The following is a 23,826-nucleotide window of genomic DNA, read 5'->3' as shown; positions in this document are numbered from 1 at the left end:
ACTAAGGCAGCCCTTTCCGGGCCGCCCTGCAACTATTAGTGTTTGATAATATAAAAATCTTTGGTGTGTAGATTATCCAAAGGATCTTTCCCTGTATAACCACCAACATAGGGCTTCACTAACCGGGTATTCACATAGTAATAAAGGGGAACAATAGCTGAATCTTTATCTAGCTGCTCTTCTGCCTTTTGATAAACGACCGCACGCTCATCATCAGTTTTTACTTGCAGGGATTCTTTCATCAGCTTATCAAATTCACTGCTCTTATAATGAGAGGTGTTATTACTGCTGTAAGAAAGTAACATATTAAGGAATGAAGAAGGTTCGTTGTAATCGGCGCACCAGCCAGCACGGGCTACATCGTAATTGCCCTGATGTCGGGTATCAAGGAAAGTTTTCCATTCCTGATTTTCCAAACGAACATCAACACCTAAATTCTTCTTCCAGACAGAAGCTATTGCAATTGCAATTTTTTTATGTAGATCGGAGGTATTGTAAAGCAAGTTAAATTTCAATGGATTATCTTTAGTATAACCCGCTTCAGCCAGTAATTTTTTGGCTTCCTGGTTACGTTTTTCCTGGTTCCACTCAGTAAACCACGCTGGTTTTACCTCTTTCATACCATCAATAAACGGCGGTGTAAAACCGTAAGCAGGGATATCACCCTGTGCTTTTACTTTATTTGTCACAATGTCTTGGTCCATAGCCAATTTCAATGCAGTACGGACGCGAGGATCATTAAATGGCGGTTTTTCGTTATTAATTTCGTAATAATAAGTACATAGATATGGGTTGATATGCAACTCGTTCGGGAGCTCTTTTTTCAGTTTATGGAATAGCTCAATCGGCAAATTGGCATAAGTCATATCAATTTCACCGCTGCGATAACGGTTTACATCTGTTACTTCTGAGGAAATTGGCAGGAAAGTGACCTGATCAATAACAGTATTTTTGTTATCCCAGTATGTTGGGCTACGTTCCATCACAATACGTTCATTGACCACCCAGTTTTTCAGTTTGAAAGCGCCATTACCTACAAAATTCTGCGGCTGAGTCCACTTTTCGCTATATTTTTCCACCGTAGCTCGATGAACCGGCGACATTGAGGGGTGAGCCAAAAGCTTTGGCAGATAAGGAATCGCTTCACTCAATGTGAGCTGTAATGTATAGTCATCCAGTGCTTTTACACCCAGAGTATCCGGTTTCTTTTTGCCACTGATGATGTCATCAATATTCGTGATATGGGCATATTGGAGATAACTTTCATAAGGAGAAGCCGTATTAGGATCAGCCAAACGCTGCCAGCTGTAAACAAAATCATGAGCAGTGACAGGGTCACCATTAGACCACTTAGCATCTTTACGCATATGGAATGTCCAAACGGTAAAGTCTTTATTTTCCCAACGGGTTGCAGAACCCGGCAAAATTTCACCATACGGCCCAACGATTACAACACCTTCAAACAGATCGCGAGCCAAATGTGATTCCGGCACCCCTTCAATCTTATGAGGGTCCAGCGATTGCGGCTCAGAGGCGTTATTACGAACTAAAACCTGTTTATCAGCTAATTGAACACCATCTGGCACTTTTGCAGCAAATACCTGACTCGCCACTACCATACTTAGTACAGCACTGATGCTGACAGTAAGTAATTTATTCTTAGTTGTGTTTATCATCTTTTTCTACTCCAATTTTACATCGTCAGACTTTTTATCAGTCGAGGCCCAGAAATACGGGTCGGATTATCACCTGCATTCAAAAGGAACGATTTTGTTTGCAGGGCCAGTAACTCTTTTGAGTAAAACTAATGTCTAATTTTTTATCATATACAGCCGCTTAATATCCATATAATCCAATGGGTCTTTCCCTGAAAACCCTCCCACTGATGGGCTAACAAGCCGTACACTCACTCGGTAATAAACGGGAATCAATACCGAGTCTTTATCAAGTTGAAATTCAGCTTGTTGGTATAACTTCTTACGTGCAGCCGCATCTTTAGCGGCTAACGCCTGCTCCAGATAGCTATCGAAATTTTTATTCTGGTAGAAAGTCGTGTTATTACTGCTATGAGAAAGCAACATATTTAAAAACGCAGTAGGTTCATTGTAATCCGCACACCAGGTTGCTCTGGTAACCTCATAATTCCCTTGGTGGCGGCTTTCGAGAGAAGTTTTCCATTCCTGATTCTGTAAAATCACATCAGCTCCCAGATTCTTTTTCCACATGGAAGCGGCGGCAATAGCTTGCTGTTTATTTTGATCAGATGTGTTGTACAGCAATGTGAACTTCAGCGGATTCGCCTGATGAAAACCCGCCTGCGCCAGTAATTCTCTGGCACGCTTATTGCGCTGTTCCTGTGTCCAGTCAGCCCACTCTGGTTTAGAAAAATCACCGCCACCGATAAACGTTGGAGTAAAACCATAGGCCGGTATTTGCCCCTGTCCCATAATTTTCCCCGCAATAATCTCCCTGTCGAGAGTTAACTTAACGGCTTCACGGACTCTTACATCAGTAAACGGGGGTTTATTATTGTTAATTTCGTAATAGAACGTACAGAGATAAGGGCTGACGTGCATCTGATCAGGGATCTCTTTTTTCATTTTCCGATACAAATCCGGAGGGATAGCGCTGTTGGTGATATTTATTTCCCCACTACGATAGCGGTTAACACTGCTGGTTTCGGACTGAAGTGGTAAAAGCGTCGCTTGCTCAATAATAGTCTTACCGTTATTCCAGTATTGTGGATTCCGTTCAATCACAATTCGCTCATTCACCACCCACTCTTTCAACCGATACGCCCCATTGCCCACATAATTTTCTGGCAGAGTCCATTTATTACCCAATTTTTCAACCAGATCCTTTTTCACTGGTTTCATTGCCGTATGACTGAGCATATTGACGAAATAAGGCACGGGATGCGTCAGAGTAACCTGCAAACGATGATCATCCAGCGCTTTAACCCCCAACTGGTCAGGAGATTTTTTGCCTTTTAGAACATCATTAATGTTTTCAACGTAAGCATATTGAAGATAACTGGCATAAGGTGAACCCACCTTTGGATCAGCTAATCGTTGCCAGCTATACACAAAATCATGGGCAGTGACGGGGGTTCCATCACTCCATTTAGCATTATCACGCAGATAAAAAGTCCAGATTTTGTAATTCTGATTTTCCCAATGGCTCGCAACTCCTGGAACAGTTTCTCCCTCGGAACCCGTACTGACTAATCCTTCCAGGAGATTAAGAATAATGTTGGTTTCCGGCGCACCTTCGACCTTATGTGGATCAAGCGAGGCAACTTCTGTGCCATTATTGATAATAATCTGCTGTTTATCCGCGAGCTTCACACCCTCTGGGACGTCAGCGGCAAACACGGCCGTAACAGGAAATACCGATAATAAAAATATACAGGAAATAAACTTATGTAATTTTAATTGCTTGATCTTCATTTTTTACCTCCAGTTTGGTGAACCTGCTCATTCATTTCGCATATATCCTATAAGGGCCAGTACCTTCACATTATTTAGCTCAAAGTAACAGATTAAATATTAAAGGCGACTTATCATATCAATTGTTAAAATACCCTTCCCATATTGTAAAAAACCTCCTTAACAAACAACTTAATGCAGTCTATTACATTAATTGATAAAACATCCCATAAAACGCCATAAGAAATTGATATACATCACTTTATTTACATTTAACTTAACTAAAATAGTAAACAAAGGTAGTCCATAGATGAAAATAAACATAATTTTAACAAATTGCAATCAATGCAAATTAAAAACCTACATTCATCACAAAACTGTGGTGGAAGCAACCAGTTACAGATTGAACTAGCAGGCAAGAATAATTTAGAAAAATATTGGGTTATTTGTATAAAATTCAGGAAGTACCAGTAAAATAAGTAAGAAAAGCCCATAAAACAGGCTTTATAATAAAAATGACAAGAATATTATAATTTGTAATTTGACTCGAAAAAAATCCAGCACCTTTTATCGTCAATCGTATCAGAGTAACCTTGGAAATAATGCTCTGATCCCTGTCACAATCAGTTCGATTCCCAAAGCCATCAATAGCAGCCCCATAATTCGGGTGATAACGTTAATGCCTGTTTGCCCAAGATATTTGACGACTAAGGGAGCTGATCGGAATAACAACCAACAGCAAAAAGCAAACAAAGCGCTGGTTAACACCAACCCAATAAAATTCTGCCGCCCCTGATAGCGGGAACACCAAACAATACAAGAGCTGATCGCCCCGGGGCCAGCCATTAACGGCAATGCCAGCGGCACAACACCAACACTCTCTCTAATGGCTGTTTCTGATTTTTCTTGCTTATTCTGCTTGTCCTCCCCAAGTTTACCGTTAATCATCGGCATAGCGATGGTGACAACAAGGATCCCACCAGCAATACGGAAAGAGTCGATGAAAATGCTAAACGTCCGCAGTATCGAATCACCCAGTAGCAAAGCTGTCCATAAAAATGATGGCAACCGAAGTATTGGCGATAAAATTAGTTCTATTGCGGGCTGACCTGAGCCTGGTAGTGAGTTATGCTGATAAAAACCGGCAAAATACCAACAAGATTGACGAGCGCAAACAACCCAACAAAAAATTTAATGTAACCAAGAAGATCCAGCAGTAAGTCACCCACGTATACCCCCTCTTGAGTTACGCAGTGTTAATGAAAATATTTTCATATGCTCACTCACCCAAAAATCATAGAAAACTTAATTTTTTCTTTACATTATACGGATAACGCTTCGATTTCCATTGCCGGAAACGCATTTTTCAATTCAAAATGTCTTATATAACAAGTCGTTAACCCAATTCTTTCATTAGGTTAAATATTCAACCTGATTAGCGCTTTTATCACCCAACGAACAATAATGATCACTCACTCAAGCTGAATGGAGTCAGCTTGGAATTTATGTGATTAAGATCAATATCTATTTAATACCAAATGGTAACCTGTAGCCATCATAAAATCACCAAACCAAATAGTCCACAAAACACTTATTTATTGATATTAAAAGGTTTTTAATATTTTCAGGAGTACCTCTTTATGACTGTAACTCATATTACTGAATTGAACGAGCTGGTTGCCCGGGTTAAAAAAGCACAACGTGAATTTGCCAACTTCTCTCAGCAGCAAGTTGACAAAATCTTCCGTGCCGCAGCCCTTGCAGCCGCAGACGCACGCATCCCTTTAGCAAAATTAGCCGTGGCGGAATCAGGGATGGGGATTGTCGAAGACAAAGTGATCAAAAACCATTTCGCTTCCGAATACATCTATAACGCTTATAAAGATGAGAAAACCTGTGGCATTTTGTCCGAAGACAAAATATTCGGCACCATCACTATCGCCGAACCTATTGGCTTAATCTGCGGTATCGTGCCAACAACTAACCCAACATCCACCGCTATTTTTAAGGCGTTAATCAGCCTGAAAACCCGTAACGGTATTATTTTTTCACCCCATCCACGCGCTAAAAAAGCAACGAATAAAGCAGCTGAATTGGTTCTGTGTGCTGCGGTTGAAGCCGGTGCACCAAAGGATATTATTGGCTGGATTGATGAGCCGTCTGTTGAACTTTCCAGTGCATTGATGCACCACCAGGATATCAACCTGATCCTGGCGACCGGTGGCCCAAGTATGGTAACAGCGGCATACAGCTCTGGTAAGCCGGCAATCGGTGTTGGTGCCGGTAACACACCGGTCGTCATTGACGAATCAGCTGATATTAAACGCGCTGTTGCCTCCATTCTGATGTCCAAAACTTTCGACAACGGCGTTATCTGTGCTTCAGAGCAATCCGTTATCGTAGTGGATTCTGTTTATGATCAGGTGCGTAAACGTTTCTTTACTCATGGGGGTTATCTGTTACAAGGTAAGGAACTGAAAGCGGTTCAAGATATCATCCTGAAAAACGGTAACCTAAATGCAGAGATTGTTGGTCAATCCGCAACGAAAATTGCTGAAATGGCAGGTATTCATGTTCCGGAAAGAACCAAAATCCTAATTGGAGAAGTAAGCCTGATTGATAAAGTAGAGCCCTTTGCCCACGAAAAACTGTCGCCATTACTCGCGATGTATTGTGGAAACAATTTCGAAGACGCGGTAGAGAAAGCAGAAAAACTGGTTGAAATGGGGGGCATTGGTCACACATCCTGCCTGTATACTGACCAGGACAATCAAGCGGCACGGATCAGATATTTTGGCGAAAAAATGAAAACAGCCCGTATTCTGGTAAATACACCCGCTTCCCAAGGAGGTATCGGGGATCTCTATAATTTCAAACTTGCCCCATCGCTGACACTGGGCTGCGGTTCATGGGGAGGAAACTCCATCTCTGAAAACGTAGGGCCAAAACATCTCATCAACACCAAAACTGTGGCGAAAAGAGCAGAAAACATGCTGTGGCATAAAATTCCGAAATCAATTTACTTTCGCCGCGGTTCACTGCCTATCGCATTAGAGGAAGTCGCAACCGATGGTGCAAAACGCGCCTTCATCGTAACAGACCGTTTCTTATTCAATAATGGCTATGCTGATCAGGTCACTGATGTGCTGAAATCCCACGGGATAGAAACCGAAGTTTTCTTTGAAGTTGAAGCAGACCCTACCCTAAGCATTGTGCGTAAGGGTGCAGAACAAATGCACTCATTCAAACCGGATATCATTATTGCCCTGGGTGGTGGTTCTCCAATGGATGCAGCCAAAATTATGTGGGTGATGTATGAACATCCTGAAACACATTTCGAAGAATTAGCCCTGCGGTTTATGGATATCCGTAAACGTATCTACCGATTCCCCAAAATGGGGATTAAAGCGAAAATGGTAGCGATTACCACAACTTCCGGTACAGGCTCTGAAGTGACACCCTTCGCTGTTGTCACTGATGATGCAACCGGTCAGAAATATCCACTGGCTGATTATGCCCTGACACCGGATATGGCTATCGTTGATGCCAACCTAGTGATGAATATGCCAAAATCACTGTGTGCTTTTGGTGGTCTGGACGCAATCACCCATTCCCTGGAAGCTTACGTATCGGTCCTGGCAAACGAATACTCTGACGGGCAAGCACTGCAAGCGCTAAAACTGCTGAAAGAGTTCCTCCCAGCCAGCTATCACGAAGGTGCCGCTAACCCAATTGCCCGTGAACGGGTTCATAATGCTGCAACTATTGCGGGTATTGCATTTGCTAATGCTTTCCTGGGTGTATGTCACTCTATGGCACATAAATTAGGTTCTGAGTTCCACATTCCACATGGTCTTGCTAACGCACTGTTGATTTGTAACGTTATCCGCTATAACGCTAACGATAACCCAACTAAGCAGACTGCATTCAGCCAATATGATCGCCCGCAAGCCCGCCGTCGTTATGCTGAAATTGCAGATCATCTTAGTTTGTCTGCGGCCGGCGACCATACGGCAACAAAAATCGAAAAACTACTGGCATGGCTGGAAGAGATGAAATCGACACTGGGTATCCCAGCATCTATCCGCGAAACCGGTGTTCAGGAGGCTGATTTCCTGGCGAAAATTGATAAGTTGTCTGAAGATGCCTTCGATGACCAATGCACTGGTGCTAACCCACGCTACCCTCTAATTTCTGAGCTGAAACAACTATTGCTGGATTCATTCTATGGACGTGAATTCTCAGAAACAGAGGTAACACCAGCTCCCCCGAAAAAAACAGGCTGTTAACTGATTTAAACCACTTAAAGGGGCTGATATTAGCCCCCTTTAGCGTTACCTCTGCCCATTTTCTCAAGGCTAACCCAACCCCTCAAACGGCCTCAGGAAGCTTTACAACAGACAACAGGATATAAACTTATCTTCGTCTTTCCTTAGCCTCACGGATAGCATCCATATAGTGCTTACGGCAAACAGACACATATTTTTCATTACCACCAATATCAACCTGTTCACCATCATAAATAGCCACACCTTCTCCATCAAAACGTAATACACGGCTTGCCTTACGCCCACAATGGCAAATAGTTTTCAACTCAACTAATTTATCAGCCCACGCCAGAAGATACTGACTACCACTAAAAAGCTCCCCGCTGAAATCCGTTCTCAACCCATAGCAAAGAACCGGAATATCATCGTAGTCAGTCACCTTACATAACTGTTCAACCTGCGCTTTTGTGAGAAACTGGCACTCATCAATCAGCACACAATGCACTTTTTCCTGCATATTTTCATTTCTGATTAACTCAACAATATCTGTCTGTTGGCTAAACAGAAGTGCATCAGCAGATAATCCAATACGAGAACTGACTTTTCCTTTGCCAAACCGGATATCAATTTCTGCGGTAAAAATCAGCGTTCTCATCCCTCTCTCATTATAGTTATAAGAAGATTGCAACAGTGATGTCGATTTTCCGGCGTTCATTGCGGAGTAATAAAAATAAAGTTGAGCCATCGGCCCTGCCTCTTAACAAAATTTATAAAGCCATATAGTCAGATAAGTTTACCATAAACTTTAGTGGTGATTATCCATCTCAGTAAGCTGTACCGATTGATATACAGAAATATTTAGCTTAGTGATGTCTTAATGATTCATGACACTGATCACATCAAATGGGTAATAAAGCACATTTGAACGACAAATGTTCATGTTTAAATTAAGAAATGAAAGCCAGACTGATTTGTTGCATATTGTATACAAATTAATAATGTACGTGACTTACTTCCAGAAAATAGTCACAGAAAATCGACGATAACTCATGGATTAGTCATAAGTTTTTTTTAACTTAGTATTATTCGGCCTTAACAGGTATGATAAGAAACAGTTAAAATTACTTACCGATTTAGTATATGCTTGGTTTATAAATTAGAGAGATAATCATGCCCTTTGTTAAAGGTACCCTGAACATGTTATTGTGGAATGACAATCGAAATAACTGTATAAAAAGCGCTATATAACTTTTGTAAAGAAATTACGTTTAAAAAAAAGAGTCATTTTATCCGAATATGAGAAATTGACTATTGCAGAAAATAAAATAGCATTCTATTATTATATCCACATCAGCCATCATCATTATAATTTGAGACCAGGACAATGAGCGATTTAAAAACCCTAAATAACATCCGTACTTTACGAGCTCAAGCAAGAGAATGTGAACTTGAGTTCTTAGAAGAAATACTTGAAAAACTGACCGTCGCTGTTGAAGAGCGCCGTGAAGAAGAAAGTCAGGTAAAAGCTGAATTAGAGGAACGTTCACGTAAATTGGAAGAAGTTCGTAAAATGATTCTTGAACAAGGAATTGATCCAAGCGAATTGCTTCAGACAATGAGCGCCGGCAAATCTGCTGGTAAAACAAAACGTCCTGCGCGTCCAGCTAAATACCAATATGTTGATACAAACGGTGAAACTAAAACCTGGACTGGCCAGGGACGTACACCTGCTGTTATCAAAAAAGCAATTGAAGACGAAGGAAAAACTCTGGAAAGCTTCTTGCTCTAACACATTGTTTTTGAATTGATTTAATTATAAAAATACCCTCTTACAAGGGTATTTTTATTATATAAACGGTTTAACTGACAAACGGATTAATGCCTGTTATATGAGCTTAAACATCATTGACAAGCATTTAATCAAGTAACAACCTGTAGTGTCATTTCTTTGTTGTGAAACAGCGCTAGCCAGTTACTAACTTAGCCAATGCTAAGGCAAATTAATAACCAAGCAGGTACCCTAATTTACTTCTTTTTGGGCGCTGTCAGTGATTCAATAGAAAAGGAGCCAGTGGCTCCTTTTTCTTATTTTGAACGATGATAGAAATTCAAATACCACTCTACAAACTGCTTCACACCATGCTTGAGCGGCGTATTGGGGGCGAATCCTATTTTTTGAAAAAGGTCACTAGAATCAGCACAGGTCGATAGAACATCACCATCTTGCATGGGCATAAAGTTTTTCTTGGCCTGAATGCCTAATGACTCTTCTATCGCCTCAATAAAATCACCTAGTCTAGTTGGTTGACCATTGCCAATATTATAAATACAGTAAGGAGCAGAACTGGCAAATATTTGCCCATCCTCAACCATCCAGCTCTCATTTGATGTAGGAATGATGTCTTGCAACCTGATTATTGATTCAACAATATCATCTATATAAGTAAAATCTCTAACCATGTTACCGTAGTTATAAACATCAATAGGCTGCCCTAATAACATCGCTTTAGTGAACTTAAATAAAGCCATATCAGGACGCCCCCACGGCCCATATACGGTGAAAAACCGCAAGCCTGTCGTTGGCAACTGATAAAGATGAGAGTAACTATGAGACATTAATTCATCTGATTTTTTAGTTGCCGCATATAGTGAAATTGGGTGATCAACTGAATCGTTTGTCGAAAACGGTTGCTTTCTATTTAACCCATAAACAGAGCTGGAAGAAGAATATAATAAATGCTCAACATTATTATGGCGACAACCCTCCAGGATATTGATATGCCCGACTATATTCGAATCAATGTAAGCCATTGGGTTTTGCAACGAATAGCGAACACCAGCCTGAGCCCCCAGATGGATAACCCGCTGGAATTGATGTCGCACAAAAAGATCGAAAATGGCTATTCTGTCAGCTAAATCCAGCTTTTCAAATTTAAAACCCGGCTTATCAAATAATAGATCTAACCGTGCTTGTTTGAGATTCACATCATAATAGTCATTAAGGTTGTCAATACCCACAACCTCATGCCCCATTTTCAATAATCGCTGACTCACATGAAAGCCAATAAAACCAGCCGCACCTGTCACTAAGAATTTCATCGTATCACTCAGATAACCGGGTTAATGGATGCACCACGACCAATCCCATAATAAGTAAAACCACGGGATTGCAGGCGTTCAGGATCATAGAGATTCCGCCCGTCAAAGATAACCGGCGTCTTAAGAGATGCTTTGATAACATCAAAATCCGGCGCACGGAAACTTTGCCATTCAGTACAGATAATCAGGGCATCTGCCCCACTAAGCGCCGCTTCCTTAGTCCCCATCAATGATAAATCATCACGCTGACCATAAATACGTTGGGCTTCCTGCATAGCCTCAGGATCGTAAGCCTGTACTTTGGCTCCTGCCTGCCACAATGTTTCCATCAAAACACGGCTCGACGCTTCACGCATATCATCGGTATTCGGTTTAAACGATAATCCCCAGACAGCCAACGTCCTACCGGATAAATCTTCCCCGAAATGGCGTTTGACAAAAGAAGGCAATTTACGCTTTTGCAGTTCATTCACTTGTTCTACAGCATGAAGAATCTTGGGTTGATAGCCAATTTGCTCTGCGGTACGAATTAACGCCTGCACATCTTTCGGAAAACATGAGCCACCATAACCACAGCCCGGATAGATAAAATGATAGCCAATACGGGAATCAGAACCCATTCCCTGACGAACATGCTCAATATCCGCTCCCAGCATTTCAGCTAAGTTCGCGATCTCATTCATGAAACTGATTTTTGTTGCCAACATACAGTTCGCGGCATATTTCGTCAGTTCTGCGCTGCGGATATCCATCACAATCATACGATCATGATTACGGTTAAATGGCTCATACAACTCACGCATCAGGTCAACGACTCTGTCGTTGTCACACCCAATAATAATCCGCTCAGGGCGCATACAATCTGCAACAGCAGCCCCTTCTTTGAGGAACTCCGGGTTAGAAACCACATCACATGGGATATCAATATTGCGTTTACGCAGAGTCTCATTGACAACCGCATTAACTTTATCTGCGGTACCAACAGGAACGGTAGATTTATCAATAATAACTTTATAGCTATCCATGTACTCCGCAATAGTACGGGCAACAGCAGAGACATACCTCAAATCCGCTGAACCATCTTCATCAGGCGGCGTACCTACCGCAATAAACTGTAATTTACCGTGAGCAACACCAGCTTTTGCATCAGTACTGAAATTCAGGCGGCCTTCTTCATAATTCTTCTTCACCAGTGGCGCTAGGCCAGGTTCAAAAATGGGGACTTGACCATTTTTCAGATTTTCAACTTTATTTTCATCTACATCAATGCAAAGGACATCATGCCCGACTTCAGCTAAAACCGTAGCCTGAACCAAGCCAACATAACCAATACCAAATACCGTAACTTTCATATGATACCTAAAAATTTCCACAAGATTATTCTTTAGCTTGATCCTGCAAAGCCACTAGCCAATCAGTAAACTCTTTGCCTAAGGCATGATGTTTCATGCCATATTGGACAAACGCCTGCATATAACCGAGCTTATTACCACAATCATGGCTTCCCCCCCGCAAGTGATAGGCTTCTACGGGTTCCTTTTCCATTAACATAGCAATAGCATCGGTAAGTTGAATCTCATCTCCAGCACCTGGCGCTGTTTTTGCCAATAATGGCCAAATTTTTTCAGACAACACATAACGACCAACAATAGAAAGATTTGACGGCGCTTCTTCCGGTTTAGGTTTTTCAACCACACGCTTAATGGGTTTACTATCACCGGGTTGAAGATTTTCGCCCTGACAATCGACAATACCATAACTGGAAACGTCTTCATGAGGTACAGGTTCTACTAATATCTGGCTAGCTCCCGTTTCATTATAACGAACCAACATCTCACTCAGATTATATTTAGTCAGATCTGTACTGTACTCATCAAGAATAACGTCAGGGAGTATTACCGCAAAAGGCTCATCTCCAATTAAGGACTTGGCACATAACACCGCATGACCTAATCCTTTAGCAATTCCCTGGCGAGTTTGCATAATAGTGACGTGATTTGGACAAATAGATTGAACTTCATCCAGCAGCTGACGTTTCACCCTTTGCTCAAGGATAGCTTCCAACTCAAAACTGGTATCAAAATGGTTTTCAATTGAATTTTTTGATGAATGAGTCACCAGGATAATTTCATTAATGCCAGCGGCAATACATTCATTAACAACATACTGAATAAGCGGTTTATCCACTAAGGGCAGCATCTCTTTCGGAATTGCTTTCGTCGCAGGTAACATCCTTGTTCCCAATCCCGCGACGGGAATAACGGCTTTTTTTACTATTTTACTTACTGATGGCATTAATCTTTTCTCCTGATGTTTTTTTGGCTGAAACAAATCCGCCTCCAACTCAAAATCAGTGCTGGCTCTTTAAGAGCCTATTCCAATAAAGCGTCATTATTGCAGACCATTCTTGTCAATAAATCGAAAGTGCGGGCAGCATACAAAAACCGACGCAGACACAGAACACATCGCTTTGCCCGCCCTTCTGGTCATATTAATAGTACACTCAAAAGTTATCGCTTTTATCTGAGCCGGACTAAACCCGCTCTTTGCACTAAAGAGTGGCGAATGAAATAGCCTGATTAGATAGATTCCAAGCATAATGAACTGAGTATACCAGCTAATTCTACCCGATAAATAGCACCACCCTGTTTAATGACATCACCGTGACTTGATGTTTAATATCTGCTTTAAACAAAATCCCACCTTGGTAATATTCATCCGGAATACACTGAGGAAAGCATCAATTTTATTTGACTATCTGTATTCCAAATCCGACATTGCCATTCAGCACTATGAGAACAAACTTGGTTTGAACAAATTGTTCTCAACGTCCCAAGAGGAACACCACTATCTAATTGGATTTGGTGGTTACCCGACTTAATACTGGCATGTAACCCCGCAGAAGTAAGCAAAACCGTTTTATTGATTGTATGATAATACCCAAGCAGCAATGGAAATTGCCCTTGTAATCCTGCATCTTCCAACAAGCTATTAATCCTGTTTAGAATACCTGCCATACTGGGTAAACGCCGGGAATGATGAGTGATATGCTCTTGCAACAAACTGTTAAATGCGACTCTGAGTAATAATGCTGAAATCACACCATACTCTGTTGAACGGCTGATATCCAGACAATAAAAAGCTAATTCATTATCAGATAACGCAGCCATATCGAGAATTAATCCTGGTTTATCAATCATATTTAATTTTCGATAATTGACTTTACAGTGGGCAATCACCTGAGAAACCGGGGGTTGTAACTGCTTAAGCATATTTAATGCTTCATCTGAATTATGTTTTAGCGTTAACCAATCTTTATTCAAGTTATTCTGTTCAATTGCACCAGACATAAAAACAGCTGGATGTAAATAGGCCAGTACTGCTTTTTTTATCTCATTTAAATCTGCAACAGGTTTTAATAAAACATCTTTTGCACCTAAACGAAGCACTTCATCAACTTCTGCCATCTTGTTAGTCGCTGAAATAATGATAACGGGAATATTAATCCCCTCATTAGTCAATTTCGCAACAAATTCAATGCCATTCATAACCGGCATATCTAAATCACATAAAATAAGCTCAATATGCGCTTCGCGTCCCAGCACCTGTAGTGCAATAGCACCATTAGATGCGACCAATACCTTAGCGCCCAACGTTCGCAAATACCCAGCCAGCAAAGAACTAAAAACAGGTTCATCCTCTACAATCAGAATCTGTTTGCCTGTCAGTGCTTTTTCCATAAACACGCTCCCTTAGCTTAATATTGCGACTTTCACCTGTTCTTAGGTACTATCAATCATATTAGTTCAATAAAGTGACTATCATTTGTTCTCTTACGTTTCTTTGCAATAGAAAACGCATAAAATGGTATTTCACCCTTTACAATTGGAGTTATTTTGACAGAATTATGCCCTTGCGGCAGTGGAATGGATTTTGCGGATTGCTGTTCTCCCTATCTCAAAAACACAAAACCTGCCCCAAACGCCGAATTATTGATGCGTTCCAGATACAGTGCCTATGTAAAACATAATGCCGATTACCTTATTGCCAGTTGGCATCCTGACTGCCAGGCAGAAAAGTGGCGTTCAGATATAGAGCAGAGTTTTATTGCTACCCAATGGCTCGGATTAAATGTTATCACGACTGAAAAAGGTAAAAACGACGACGAAGCCTATGTTGAATTTTCGACTTGCTTTCTTGATCAGAAAGCCCGAGATAAACAACTTATTCATGAGCGTTCACGTTTTCTTCGTATAGACCGACGTTGGTATTATATTGACGGCGTCAAACCTCAAACTGGCCGTAATAGCTCCTGCCCATGTGGTTCAGGTAAAAAATACAAAAAATGTTGTGGTTAATTAATCACCACAGACAAAAAGTGAAAAAGATTTAAGGATCATCCCATTCATGCAACACCAACATATACAAAAGAAAATTCTGCGCACTATTTGCCCTGATGCAAAAGGATTAATCGCCAAAATTACTAATATCTGCTACAAGCACCAACTGAATATCATTCAGAATAATGAATTCGTCGATCATCGCACCGGCCGCTTTTTCATGCGTACTGAGCTTGAAGGAATCTTCAACGATGAAACATTTCTTGCTGACTTAGATGACGCACTGCCAGTGGGTTCTCGGCGGGAATTAAACACTGCGGGTCGGCGGCGTATTGTTATTATGGTGACAAAAGAAGCGCATTGCCTTGGGGATTTACTCATGAAAAGCGCTTACGATGGGCTTGATGTTGAAATCGCTGCGGTTATCGGTAACCACTCAACATTACAATCATTAGTTGAACAATTTGGTATTCCTTTCCATTTAATCAGCCATGAAGGTTTAACCCGAGAGCAACACGATGAAAAACTGATTGCCCAGATCAACCAGTACAAACCTGATTACGTAGTACTCGCCAAATACATGCGAGTACTGACACCGGAATTTGTCCAGCATTACCCAAATCAGATTATTAATATTCACCACTCCTTCTTACCTGCATTTATCGGTGCACGCCCTTATCATCAGGCATATGAAAGAGGAGTAAAAATCATAGGAGCGACAGCCCACTACGTGAATGATAATCTGGATGAAGGTCCAATCATTACTCAGAATGTCATTAATATAGACCATACATACACGGCTGAAGACATGATGAGAGCTGGCCGGGATGTTGAAAAAAATGTACTGAGCCATGCTTTATACTGGGTACTTGCCCAACGGGTTTTTGTTTATGGAAACCGTACGGTCATTCTTTAGCAGAAGAAGATCCCTTGCTTACTGCTTACAACTGACTCGTTTGGGGCAAAAAAACAGCATGTGATAACTTATTTTCAAATATAGACTTTACAGCGGTGGTTCATCTGATATGATTCCGCCCGCTGTAAGCAACAGTGGTACTTTTCAAAATCTGGTGGGGTTCCCGAGCGGCCAAAGGGAGCAGACTGTAAATCTGCCGTCACAGACTTCGAAGGTTCGAATCCTTCCCCCACCACCATCACGAATATATTATTTCTAAACGTTTAAACAACACTATAAATACATACTTTCCCATTTAGGGGAAGGTTGAGAACCTTCGTTAAGGTTCGAGTTGAGCGCAGCGAAACAACAATGCGGCGCTTGCGACGCATTGGCCCGCAGGGCGAGGAACGCAGTGACGAGTCATCCTTCCCCCACCACCATCACGAATATACTATTTCTAAACGTTTAAACAACACTATAAATACATACTTTCCCATTTAGGGGAAGGTTGAGAACCTTCGTTAGCAGCATAACCAGTTTTTTCTCCTCATCGGCGAGTGGTAACATACTTTCTTTTATGTTGAAGGAATATTAAGCAAAAAGTACCTACCTCATTACGAACATGATGATGGACTGCTAACACACGAACAGATAGCTGCTATCCACAAAGCAAGCGATGCAAGCATCCTATAGTCATATTTTTCATCACACCTTTATGTGAAAGTTAACATTTCACAACAATTTAACATAAACTTTATAAATCAAATGATTACAAGAAAAATCAACGTCACGCATAGGATGCTCGAATGTGATAGCAGTCGTATATTTGTGAAATAGCGTGTGAAATAATCATAAAAAATAACAAATTACAACAGCAACACTAGGGAACCATCATGAATCCATCAGCATAAAAAATAGGAATTATAGGATTAGGGCTATGGGAACCGCCTGTTCATTAATGCGGGCATTCCTACATAGGGGTTTGATTTAACCTCACTTTGCCGGAGAGAAAATAATGACCATTAAATTGGGCGTTATTGCCGATGACTTTACCGGCGCAACCGATATCGCAGGTTTTATGGTGCAAAGTGGCTGGCGAGTCGTTCAGCTTCTTGATGCGCCTGACGAAAATACCCTCATTTCTCAGGACATTGATGACCAAAATATTCAACATATTGATGCGATTGTTATTAGCCTGAAAAGCCGTTCCTGTCCGGTAGATGAGGCAGTGAATAACGCGCTGAAATCCTGTCGCTGGCTACGCCAGAAGGCAGGCTGTCAGCAAATATTCTTCAAATACTGCTCAACTTTTGATTCCACCCGCAAAGGCAATATCGGGCCGGTCACTGATGCGCTGATGGATGAATTAAAAACAGACATCACGCTAATCTCCCCAGCCCTCCCTATCAACGGTCGGACAGTTATTCATGGACATCTGTTTGTCAACGGTCAACTACTTAACGAAAGTGGTATGCAGCACCATCCCGTAACCCCCATGACAGATGCCAATCTGATACGCCTGATAGAGCAACAAGCCCAGGGAAAAGCAGATTTGGTGGATTTGACATGTATTCATCAAGGAGAACAGGCAATCCGCGATCGGCTAAATCATTTACAACAACGAGGTATACGTTACGCAATAACAGATGCCATAACCATGAATGATCTGCTACCTACTGCCAGAGCGACCTTAGAACTGAAATTAGTCACCGGTGGTTCAGGTCTTGGTGCGGCACTTGCCAGCATAGATACCGGAAAACCATTGATACCACGTCAACCGGAAGGCGCAACACCACCAGCCCAGAAGAATAGGCGCACCGTAATCTTTTCCGGCAGTTGCTCCGCTATGACTAACCAACAAGTTGCTCAATATCAAAAACTCGCTCCGGCCAAAGCCTTGGATATTGGTTCATGCATCAATGATCCTCGGTATGCCGAACGACTGGTAACGTGGATTATTCAACAACCTGAAAACAGTCTGGCACCAATGTTATACACGACTCAACCCCCGGAAACATTGCAAAAAATCCAACAACAACATGGTGCAACCATTGCCAGTGGAGCAATAGAAAACATATTCTCCAGCGTTGTAAAAAGCCTACACCAACGAGGGTTCAATACATTTATTGTCGCAGGCGGCGAAACTGCCGGTAAAATAGTACAAAGTCTGAACATCCGACAATTCAGTATCGGTGCGACTATTGCCCCTGGCGTACCCTGGGTACACGATTTACAACACAATTATTGGTTGGCATTAAAATCAGGTAACTTCGGCGATACTGATTTCTTCCTGCGTGCACAGGAGATGTTTCATGTGTGAACAAGCGCTACGGACAGAACTAATAGAATGGGCTCGTTCAATATTTTACCGGGGGTATAGCAGTGGCAGTGCAGGTAATATCAGCGTTAAGTTGGCAGATGGCACGATCATCATTACGCCGACCAACTCCAGTTTTGGCGACTTGCAAATTGATCGCCTGAGCAAGCTGGATGCAGAAGGTCACTGGCTATCCGGTGACCAACCGACAAAAGAAGTTTCTATGCACCTGGCAATGTACCGCAACCGTCCCAAATGTCAGGCGGTGGTACACCTGCACTCCCCTTGGTTAACTGCCCTTTCCTGCTTGCCAAATCTGAACAGCAGTAACTGTCTGCCGCCGATAACACCTTACTATGTCATGCGAGTTGGTAAACTGCCGCTGGTGAAATATCTACCACCAGGAGATAAAAAAATCGGTGAAGAAATTGCGAAGCTGGCCGCAAAACATAGCGCAATTCTGCTATCGAACCACGGACCCGTTGTCGGCGGAGAGACTTTACGGCAAGCTTTTTTCAACGCAGAAGAATTGGAAGATACCGCACGACTCTATTTGACATTATTACCACACGGTTTCACGACGCTAAATGAAGAACAAGTACAGGAACTTGAAACGCGTTACCCAAAAGACTGAGTAAACCAACAAGGAATTCATCATGGTTAAATTTGCGGCAAACTTGAGCATGATGTTCAAAGACGTGCCTTTTACAGAACGTTTTGCCCGCGCAGCCAAAGCCGGATTTAAAGGTGTTGAATATCTGTTTCCTTACGAAGCAACGACAGAAGATCTTGCTGCTCTGTTAAAACAGCATCAATTAACACAAGTTTTATTCAACATGCCCGCCGGAAACTGGGCGGCAGGCGAAAGAGGAACAGCCTCTATTCCCGGACGTGAAAAAGAATTTGCGGAAGATGTGCAAACTGCCCTGAAATACGCGTTAGCACTGGATTGCAAGCAAATTCATGCTATGGCAGGAAAGCTGAATAAACAATTTACATCGGAACAACAACATGAGTGTTATATCAGAAATATTCAACATTCCGCTGATGTAATAGCAGAACATAACATTAACGTATTGATTGAACCCATTAATATTCGTGATATGCCGGGCTATTTTCTGACAACTCAGCATCAGGCTGAAATGTTACTAAAAGAAATTGACCGCCAAAATGTTTTTATTCAGTTAGATCTTTATCACTGCCAGATTATGGAAGGCGATTTACTGCGTACCATTGAGCGCCTATGGGGAAAATTCAGCCACATCCAAATTGCCTCTGTACCGGAGCGCCATGAGCCCGATAGTGGCGAGATAAACTACCCGTGGTTGTTTAATAAACTGGATGAAATGGGCTATCAAGGCTGGTTAGGTTGTGAATATCACCCGGCAGGCCACACTGAAGATGGCCTGGGTTGGTTGATCAAGGCACAAAAATAACAGGAGAAAATATGCTCCCATCAGAGCGCAGAGACTTTATTTATCGCTATGTACATGAATATCGGACAATTTCTATCAATGCACTGGTTGAATTGATGAACGTCTCGCATATGACCGTACGGCGGGATATCCGCACTCTGGAGGAAGAAGGAAAAGTGATCAGTGTCAGTGGCGGTGTACAACTTAGCGATGTCTTACGTCAGGAACTGCCTTGGAATGAAAAAGCCCGGCTTCATCACCGGCATAAACGAGAAATTGGTCAATACGCGGCATCTATGGTTGAAGACGGACAAGTGGTTTACCTTGATGCCGGTACCACCACGTTTGAGATTGCCAAAGTGCTAGCTGAACGTTTTAACCTCACTATCATCACTAATGATTTTTCCATTACCCAATCCCTGATGAGTAAACCCCAATTGAACCTGTTTCATACCGGGGGGCAAGTCGATAAAAGGAATCACTCTTGTGTTGGCCGCACCGCAGCCATGCTACTTCGCAGCCTGAATGTGGATATTGCCTTTATTAGCACCAGTTCATGGGATCTGGGGCATGGCGTCTCCACGCCACATGAAGAAAAAGTATTAATTAAACAGGCAGTACTGGAAATCACCCGCCGCCGAGTTTTGGTTTCTGACAGCAGTAAATATGGCAAATACGGTATGTTTCGTATCTGCCCGCTTTCGAGTTTAGATGACATTATCTGTGATAGCCAACTTCCGCTAAAGGTGCAACAGCAATTACGGGAGCACAACCTGATATTGCATACCGTCAACGTATAAAAATAAAAATTCCTACCCTACAAGCAAATAGCCCAAGGCTATTGAACAGGAGAGTCACATGAAAGTGATAATCACTGGTGGAGCAGGTTTTCTGGGCCAGCAACTCACCAGTGCTTTACTAGAAAACAACCAGGAATTAAATTTTGATCAGCTAATACTGATCGATATTCAACGCCCTGTTTCACCTATCAATGATCCTCGCGTCCAGTGCCTGGCACTGGATTTAACTCAGGCAGATGCGGCAGAAAAGTTGATTGATGAAAACAGCACCGTATTATTCCATTTAGCCGCCATTGTCAGTAGCCAGGCTGAAAACGATTTCGATCTGGGTTTGCAAGTTAACTTCGATGTTACCCGAAACTTATTGGAAATCGCACGGGCCAAAAATCCAAAATTGAAGTTTATTTTCACCAGTTCCCTTGCAGTATTTGGTGGAGAATTACCGGCGACTATCACCGAACAATGTGCAGTTAATCCTCAATCATCCTATGGCACACAGAAAGCCATGTGTGAATTGTTGATTAACGACTATTCCCGTAAAGGGTATGTAGATGGCCGGGTACTCCGCCTGCCAACAATCAGTGTTCGCCCCGGAAAACCAAACAAAGCCGCATCCTCTTTTGCCAGTGGCATTATCCGTGAACCTTTGCATGGAGAAAGCAGCATCTGCCCGGTTTCCCGCGATCTCACCTTATGGCTTTCCAGCCCTGAAACGGTGATCCACAACTTTATTCATGCCGCTCAAATCCCAGCAGAGAAATTTGGCCTTTCCCGCACAGTTAACGTACCCGGTATCAGTGTCACTGTTCAGGGCATAATTGACGCACTGGCAGACATTGCCGGGCAAAAAGCCGTGGATCTGATCCACTTCGAACCGAATGAAAACATTAACCGCATTGTCGCCAGTTGGCCGGGTCATTTTGATATCAACCGTGGGCTGTCGCTCGGTTTCCAGGTTGATCACGCTTTCAGTGATGCAATCCATGCTTTTATCGCCAATAACCTGTCCCTGAATGGAGGCTAATTATGGAGCTCTACATTCCAGTCATTGGTCTGGGTGCAGCCGTATTTACCCTGATCTTTCTGGTACTACGTACCCGTGTTCATGCTTTACTGGCAATGCTGATTGCATCGGTGATTGCCGGGATCTCGGGTGGTTTAACCGCCGCGAATACCATCGATATCATGACTAAAGGTTTCGGCTCTACACTGGGCAGTATTGGTATCATTATTGGTTTGGGGGTCATGATGGGACGGGTGCTGGAAGTTTCCGGCGCGGCTGAACAAATAGCCTACAGCTTTATCAAATGGTTAGGTAAAAAACGCGAAGAGTGGGCATTGGCGATTACCGGTTATATCGTCAGCATTCCGATTTTTGTCGACTCCGCTTTCGTTATCCTCTATCCACTGGCTAAGGCCCTGGCGAAAAAAGGCAAACGCAATCTGCTGACGCTTGGCGTCGCATTGGCCGGTGGATTGGTTGTTACCCACATTGCCGTCCCGCCAACACCGGGACCACTGGGTGTTGCAGCTATCTTTGGCGTAGATATCGGTGCCATGATGCTGGCCGGTATAGTTTTGGCCGTTCCTTGTGTTATCAGCATCGTATTTTATGCCAAATGGTTAGCCATAAAATATCCGGAATTTCAGCCCGTTGATGAAACAGTAGAAACTCAGGACCTGAAAGCAATCCATCAGCACTATATGGAAGAAAAAGTAAATAAACCCCTGCCGGGTCTATTTCTCTCGCTGTTACCGATTATCGTTCCTATTGCATTGATCTTCATTAAAGCCATTAATGGACTGTTATTAAGCACCAAAACTTTTTTTGGGCAAGAAAACAACTTATATTTTCAAGCATTTGATTTCCTCGGTGCGCCAGTTATCGCTCTGGCGATAAGTGTATTGTTGGCAGTTTATACCCTGATGCCAAAAGCCAGTAAACATGAAGTAATGGACCGTCTGGAAGAAGGTTTACAGGCTGCTGGTATTATTTTGCTGGTGACAGGCGCTGGCGGTGCATTAGGGGCGGTATTGCGCGAAAGTAGAACCGGCACTATTTTGGCACAACACATAGCGAATTTACCTCTGACACCTGTGTTGATCCCATTTATTATCGCAACGCTGGTTCGACTGATCCAAGGCTCTGGTACCGTGGCAATGATTACCGCAGCTTCCATTTCCGCACCCATTATTAGTCAGATTCCGGGGATCAATATGCTGGTTGCCGCACAAGCCGCAGCCATGGGATCCCTATTCTTCAGTTACTTTAATGATAGCCTATTCTGGGTGGTTAACCGAATGATAGGAATTAAAGATGTCAAACAACAAATGATCGTCTGGTCAATACCAACCACTATCGCTTGGGGAGTTGGCTTGTGTGGCATCATTATCCTTAATCTGGTGTTATAAATATCAACTCAATAAAGCGATATTAATTCAGCCTCTCTTACATGGGAGGCTGAATCAATGCATTAATAATCCAATGACTTTTCTGCTGAGTTTTATCTCCCGGTCACATCACCCTCAGGCATAAATAACACACCATATAGTTCAGAAAAAATAGACACACCTGTTATATTTCTTTATACAACCATTACAGAATACATCTCCTAAAAAGCCACCCTAATCAGCATAGTAAATATTAGTCATTTGGTCTGTCTGTAGCTGACGCCTAAGCTTTTGTTCATTACCAATAATAGTAGGGCAGTCTTTCCAGCTATCGTATTCCAACCACTTTCCCAAGTTGTCACGCATGTATGTTAACCAATGACCACCATATCTGTTTGTGGCTGCCATAAACTTACCTCTCTCAATTCCTGGCGTGGGATCTTTAGATTCAATAAAATTGTATTTTCCGGTAGCAATCCCCTCCATGCCGGTTCCAATTTCAGCGATCAACTTACGTATTTCATTTTCCTGCAATCCAATATCTACGTACTGTTTATATACAGTGTCGCGAAAATCATCTAGATCAAGCGTTTTTCCCATGTAGTGGCAAAGGGCATAGTAGCCACAATAACTTTTTAGTTCGCCGGAATGTGGTTGTACCAGGAAAAAGTCTTGAAGTTCCGCCTTTGGAAATGAAAGGTAACCATCAGAAGAGTCTGATGATGGTGATATTCTGGAAGTATTTTTAGATCGTTGTTTGGACGTTTTCTGGGAGTCAGCATATTTTAGCATTGATAATGCCCTCTGTAATGTCTGAGTCTGTTTATGGTCGGGGAAGAAAGTGTATTAAGCTGCTTTTCATACCCAATT

18 protein-coding genes, 1 tRNA gene, 1 other RNA gene and 1 pseudogene are annotated in these 23,826 nt (G+C 42.3%); 12 read left to right on the top strand and 9 right to left on the bottom strand.

Features of this window, described 5'->3' with window-relative positions:
- Positions 1-35: 35 nt before the first annotated feature.
- The 3 genes and pseudogenes from oppA to ACUN2T_RS12720 form a co-directional block, all read right to left on the bottom strand.
- The gene (oppA, locus tag ACUN2T_RS12730; protein WP_445493399.1) at positions 36-1,676 is read right to left on the bottom strand and encodes an oligopeptide ABC transporter substrate-binding protein OppA; all 1,641 of its coding nucleotides are present in this window, start codon (positions 1,674-1,676) and stop codon (positions 36-38) included.
- 135 nt (positions 1,677-1,811) lie between these two features.
- Complete coding sequence (locus ACUN2T_RS12725) at positions 1,812-3,449, bottom strand: ABC transporter substrate-binding protein (RefSeq protein WP_445493398.1); 1,638 nt, start codon at positions 3,447-3,449, stop codon at positions 1,812-1,814.
- 561 nt (positions 3,450-4,010) lie between these two features.
- A pseudogene (locus ACUN2T_RS12720) lies at positions 4,011-4,657 on the bottom strand (YchE family NAAT transporter).
- Positions 4,658-5,068: 411 nt separating this feature from the next.
- Here ACUN2T_RS12720 and adhE point away from each other — a divergent pair.
- Positions 5,069-7,717, top strand: coding sequence for a bifunctional acetaldehyde-CoA/alcohol dehydrogenase (gene adhE / locus ACUN2T_RS12715; RefSeq protein ID WP_445493397.1), 2,649 nt, complete (start codon positions 5,069-5,071; stop codon positions 7,715-7,717).
- A gap of 127 nt (positions 7,718-7,844) precedes the next feature.
- On the opposite strand, the gene ACUN2T_RS12710 is transcribed toward adhE, so the two are convergent.
- On the bottom strand, positions 7,845-8,441 hold the full coding sequence (locus ACUN2T_RS12710) for a thymidine kinase (RefSeq protein WP_445493396.1): 597 nt from the start codon (positions 8,439-8,441) through the stop codon (positions 7,845-7,847).
- Between the two features lie 639 nt (positions 8,442-9,080).
- Between ACUN2T_RS12710 and hns the strand changes: the two genes are divergently transcribed.
- Positions 9,081-9,485, top strand: a complete 405-nt coding sequence (hns, locus tag ACUN2T_RS12705) for a histone-like nucleoid-structuring protein H-NS (protein ID WP_021325507.1) — start codon at positions 9,081-9,083, stop codon at positions 9,483-9,485.
- A gap of 296 nt (positions 9,486-9,781) precedes the next feature.
- Here the strand turns inward: hns and ACUN2T_RS12700 are convergent, their stop codons facing one another.
- The 4 genes from ACUN2T_RS12700 to rssB form a co-directional block, all read right to left on the bottom strand.
- Positions 9,782-10,795 (bottom strand): NAD-dependent epimerase, encoded by a 1,014-nt coding sequence (locus tag ACUN2T_RS12700; protein ID WP_445497769.1) that lies wholly within the window; start codon positions 10,793-10,795, stop codon positions 9,782-9,784.
- A gap of 8 nt (positions 10,796-10,803) precedes the next feature.
- Positions 10,804-12,147 (bottom strand): UDP-glucose dehydrogenase family protein, encoded by a 1,344-nt coding sequence (locus ACUN2T_RS12695; protein WP_445497768.1) that lies wholly within the window; start codon positions 12,145-12,147, stop codon positions 10,804-10,806.
- A gap of 25 nt (positions 12,148-12,172) precedes the next feature.
- Entirely contained in the window at positions 12,173-13,090 is a 918-nt protein-coding gene (galU, locus tag ACUN2T_RS12690; protein WP_445497767.1) for a UTP--glucose-1-phosphate uridylyltransferase GalU, read from the bottom strand.
- Positions 13,091-13,509: 419 nt separating this feature from the next.
- Positions 13,510-14,535 carry a two-component system response regulator RssB gene (rssB, locus tag ACUN2T_RS12685; protein WP_445497766.1) on the bottom strand — a complete coding sequence of 342 codons (1,026 nt, stop codon included), beginning with the start codon at positions 14,533-14,535 and terminating at the stop codon, positions 13,510-13,512.
- Positions 14,536-14,691: 156 nt separating this feature from the next.
- On the opposite strand from rssB, the gene ACUN2T_RS12680 reads away from it, so the two are divergent.
- The 10 genes from ACUN2T_RS12680 (at position 14,692) to ACUN2T_RS12635 (ending at position 22,977) form a co-directional block, all read left to right on the top strand.
- The gene (locus ACUN2T_RS12680; protein WP_445497765.1) at positions 14,692-15,153 is read left to right on the top strand and encodes a YchJ family protein; all 462 of its coding nucleotides are present in this window, start codon (positions 14,692-14,694) and stop codon (positions 15,151-15,153) included.
- Between the two features lie 49 nt (positions 15,154-15,202).
- Positions 15,203-16,051, top strand: coding sequence for a formyltetrahydrofolate deformylase (purU, locus tag ACUN2T_RS12675; protein WP_445497764.1), 849 nt, complete (start codon positions 15,203-15,205; stop codon positions 16,049-16,051).
- A 153-nt stretch (positions 16,052-16,204) separates the two neighbouring features.
- Positions 16,205-16,289: transfer RNA gene (locus ACUN2T_RS12670), tRNA-Tyr, on the top strand.
- 47 nt (positions 16,290-16,336) lie between these two features.
- Positions 16,337-16,473, top strand: a non-coding RNA gene (locus ACUN2T_RS12665) — RtT sRNA.
- 575 nt (positions 16,474-17,048) lie between these two features.
- Positions 17,049-18,353 carry a 3-oxo-tetronate kinase gene (gene otnK / locus ACUN2T_RS12660; protein ID WP_445497763.1) on the top strand — a complete coding sequence of 435 codons (1,305 nt, stop codon included), beginning with the start codon at positions 17,049-17,051 and terminating at the stop codon, positions 18,351-18,353.
- Positions 18,346-18,984 (top strand): 3-oxo-tetronate 4-phosphate decarboxylase, encoded by a 639-nt coding sequence (gene otnC, locus ACUN2T_RS12655; protein WP_445497762.1) that lies wholly within the window; start codon positions 18,346-18,348, stop codon positions 18,982-18,984. Before otnK ends, otnC begins: the two co-directional genes overlap by 8 nt.
- A 22-nt stretch (positions 18,985-19,006) precedes the next feature.
- The gene (otnI, locus tag ACUN2T_RS12650) at positions 19,007-19,786 is read left to right on the top strand and encodes a 2-oxo-tetronate isomerase (RefSeq protein WP_445497761.1); all 780 of its coding nucleotides are present in this window, start codon (positions 19,007-19,009) and stop codon (positions 19,784-19,786) included.
- An 11-nt stretch (positions 19,787-19,797) separates the two neighbouring features.
- The gene (locus tag ACUN2T_RS12645) at positions 19,798-20,565 is read left to right on the top strand and encodes a DeoR/GlpR family DNA-binding transcription regulator (protein WP_445497760.1); all 768 of its coding nucleotides are present in this window, start codon (positions 19,798-19,800) and stop codon (positions 20,563-20,565) included.
- A gap of 58 nt (positions 20,566-20,623) precedes the next feature.
- Positions 20,624-21,589: a D-erythronate dehydrogenase gene (denD, locus tag ACUN2T_RS12640; protein WP_445497759.1), complete on the top strand. Its 966-nt coding sequence runs from the start codon at positions 20,624-20,626 to the stop codon at positions 21,587-21,589.
- Positions 21,590-21,591: 2 nt separating this feature from the next.
- Entirely contained in the window at positions 21,592-22,977 is a 1,386-nt protein-coding gene (locus tag ACUN2T_RS12635) for a GntP family permease (protein WP_445497758.1), read from the top strand.
- A 213-nt stretch (positions 22,978-23,190) separates the two neighbouring features.
- Here the strand turns inward: ACUN2T_RS12635 and ACUN2T_RS12630 are convergent, their stop codons facing one another.
- Positions 23,191-23,748 carry a hypothetical protein gene (locus ACUN2T_RS12630; RefSeq protein ID WP_445497757.1) on the bottom strand — a complete coding sequence of 186 codons (558 nt, stop codon included), beginning with the start codon at positions 23,746-23,748 and terminating at the stop codon, positions 23,191-23,193.
- Positions 23,749-23,826: the final 78 nt, after the last annotated feature.

This window comes from Photorhabdus machadonis (genome assembly GCF_052657765.1).
Note: the sequence above shows the minus strand (reverse complement) of the source record. Positions and strands in the feature narration are given on the sequence as shown.

Bases quoted from the DNA above. Each gene is read 5' to 3' on its own strand.
- oppA (WP_445493399.1), bottom strand. From the start codon at position 1,676: ATGATAAACACAACTAAGAATAAATTACTTACTGTCAGCATCAGTGCT.
- ACUN2T_RS12725 (WP_445493398.1), bottom strand. From the start codon at position 3,449: ATGAAGATCAAGCAATTAAAATTACATAAGTTTATTTCCTGTATATTT.
- adhE (WP_445493397.1), top strand. From the start codon at position 5,069: ATGACTGTAACTCATATTACTGAATTGAACGAGCTGGTTGCCCGGGTT.
- ACUN2T_RS12710 (WP_445493396.1), bottom strand. From the start codon at position 8,441: ATGGCTCAACTTTATTTTTATTACTCCGCAATGAACGCCGGAAAATCG.
- hns (WP_021325507.1), top strand. From the start codon at position 9,081: ATGAGCGATTTAAAAACCCTAAATAACATCCGTACTTTACGAGCTCAA.
- ACUN2T_RS12700 (WP_445497769.1), bottom strand. From the start codon at position 10,795: ATGAAATTCTTAGTGACAGGTGCGGCTGGTTTTATTGGCTTTCATGTG.
- ACUN2T_RS12695 (WP_445497768.1), bottom strand. From the start codon at position 12,147: ATGAAAGTTACGGTATTTGGTATTGGTTATGTTGGCTTGGTTCAGGCT.
- galU (WP_445497767.1), bottom strand. From the start codon at position 13,090: ATGCCATCAGTAAGTAAAATAGTAAAAAAAGCCGTTATTCCCGTCGCG.
- rssB (WP_445497766.1), bottom strand. From the start codon at position 14,535: ATGGAAAAAGCACTGACAGGCAAACAGATTCTGATTGTAGAGGATGAA.
- purU (WP_445497764.1), top strand. From the start codon at position 15,203: ATGCAACACCAACATATACAAAAGAAAATTCTGCGCACTATTTGCCCT.
- otnK (WP_445497763.1), top strand. From the start codon at position 17,049: ATGACCATTAAATTGGGCGTTATTGCCGATGACTTTACCGGCGCAACC.
- otnC (WP_445497762.1), top strand. From the start codon at position 18,346: ATGTGTGAACAAGCGCTACGGACAGAACTAATAGAATGGGCTCGTTCA.
- otnI (WP_445497761.1), top strand. From the start codon at position 19,007: ATGGTTAAATTTGCGGCAAACTTGAGCATGATGTTCAAAGACGTGCCT.
- ACUN2T_RS12645 (WP_445497760.1), top strand. From the start codon at position 19,798: ATGCTCCCATCAGAGCGCAGAGACTTTATTTATCGCTATGTACATGAA.
- denD (WP_445497759.1), top strand. From the start codon at position 20,624: ATGAAAGTGATAATCACTGGTGGAGCAGGTTTTCTGGGCCAGCAACTC.
- ACUN2T_RS12635 (WP_445497758.1), top strand. From the start codon at position 21,592: ATGGAGCTCTACATTCCAGTCATTGGTCTGGGTGCAGCCGTATTTACC.
- ACUN2T_RS12630 (WP_445497757.1), bottom strand. From the start codon at position 23,748: ATGCTAAAATATGCTGACTCCCAGAAAACGTCCAAACAACGATCTAAA.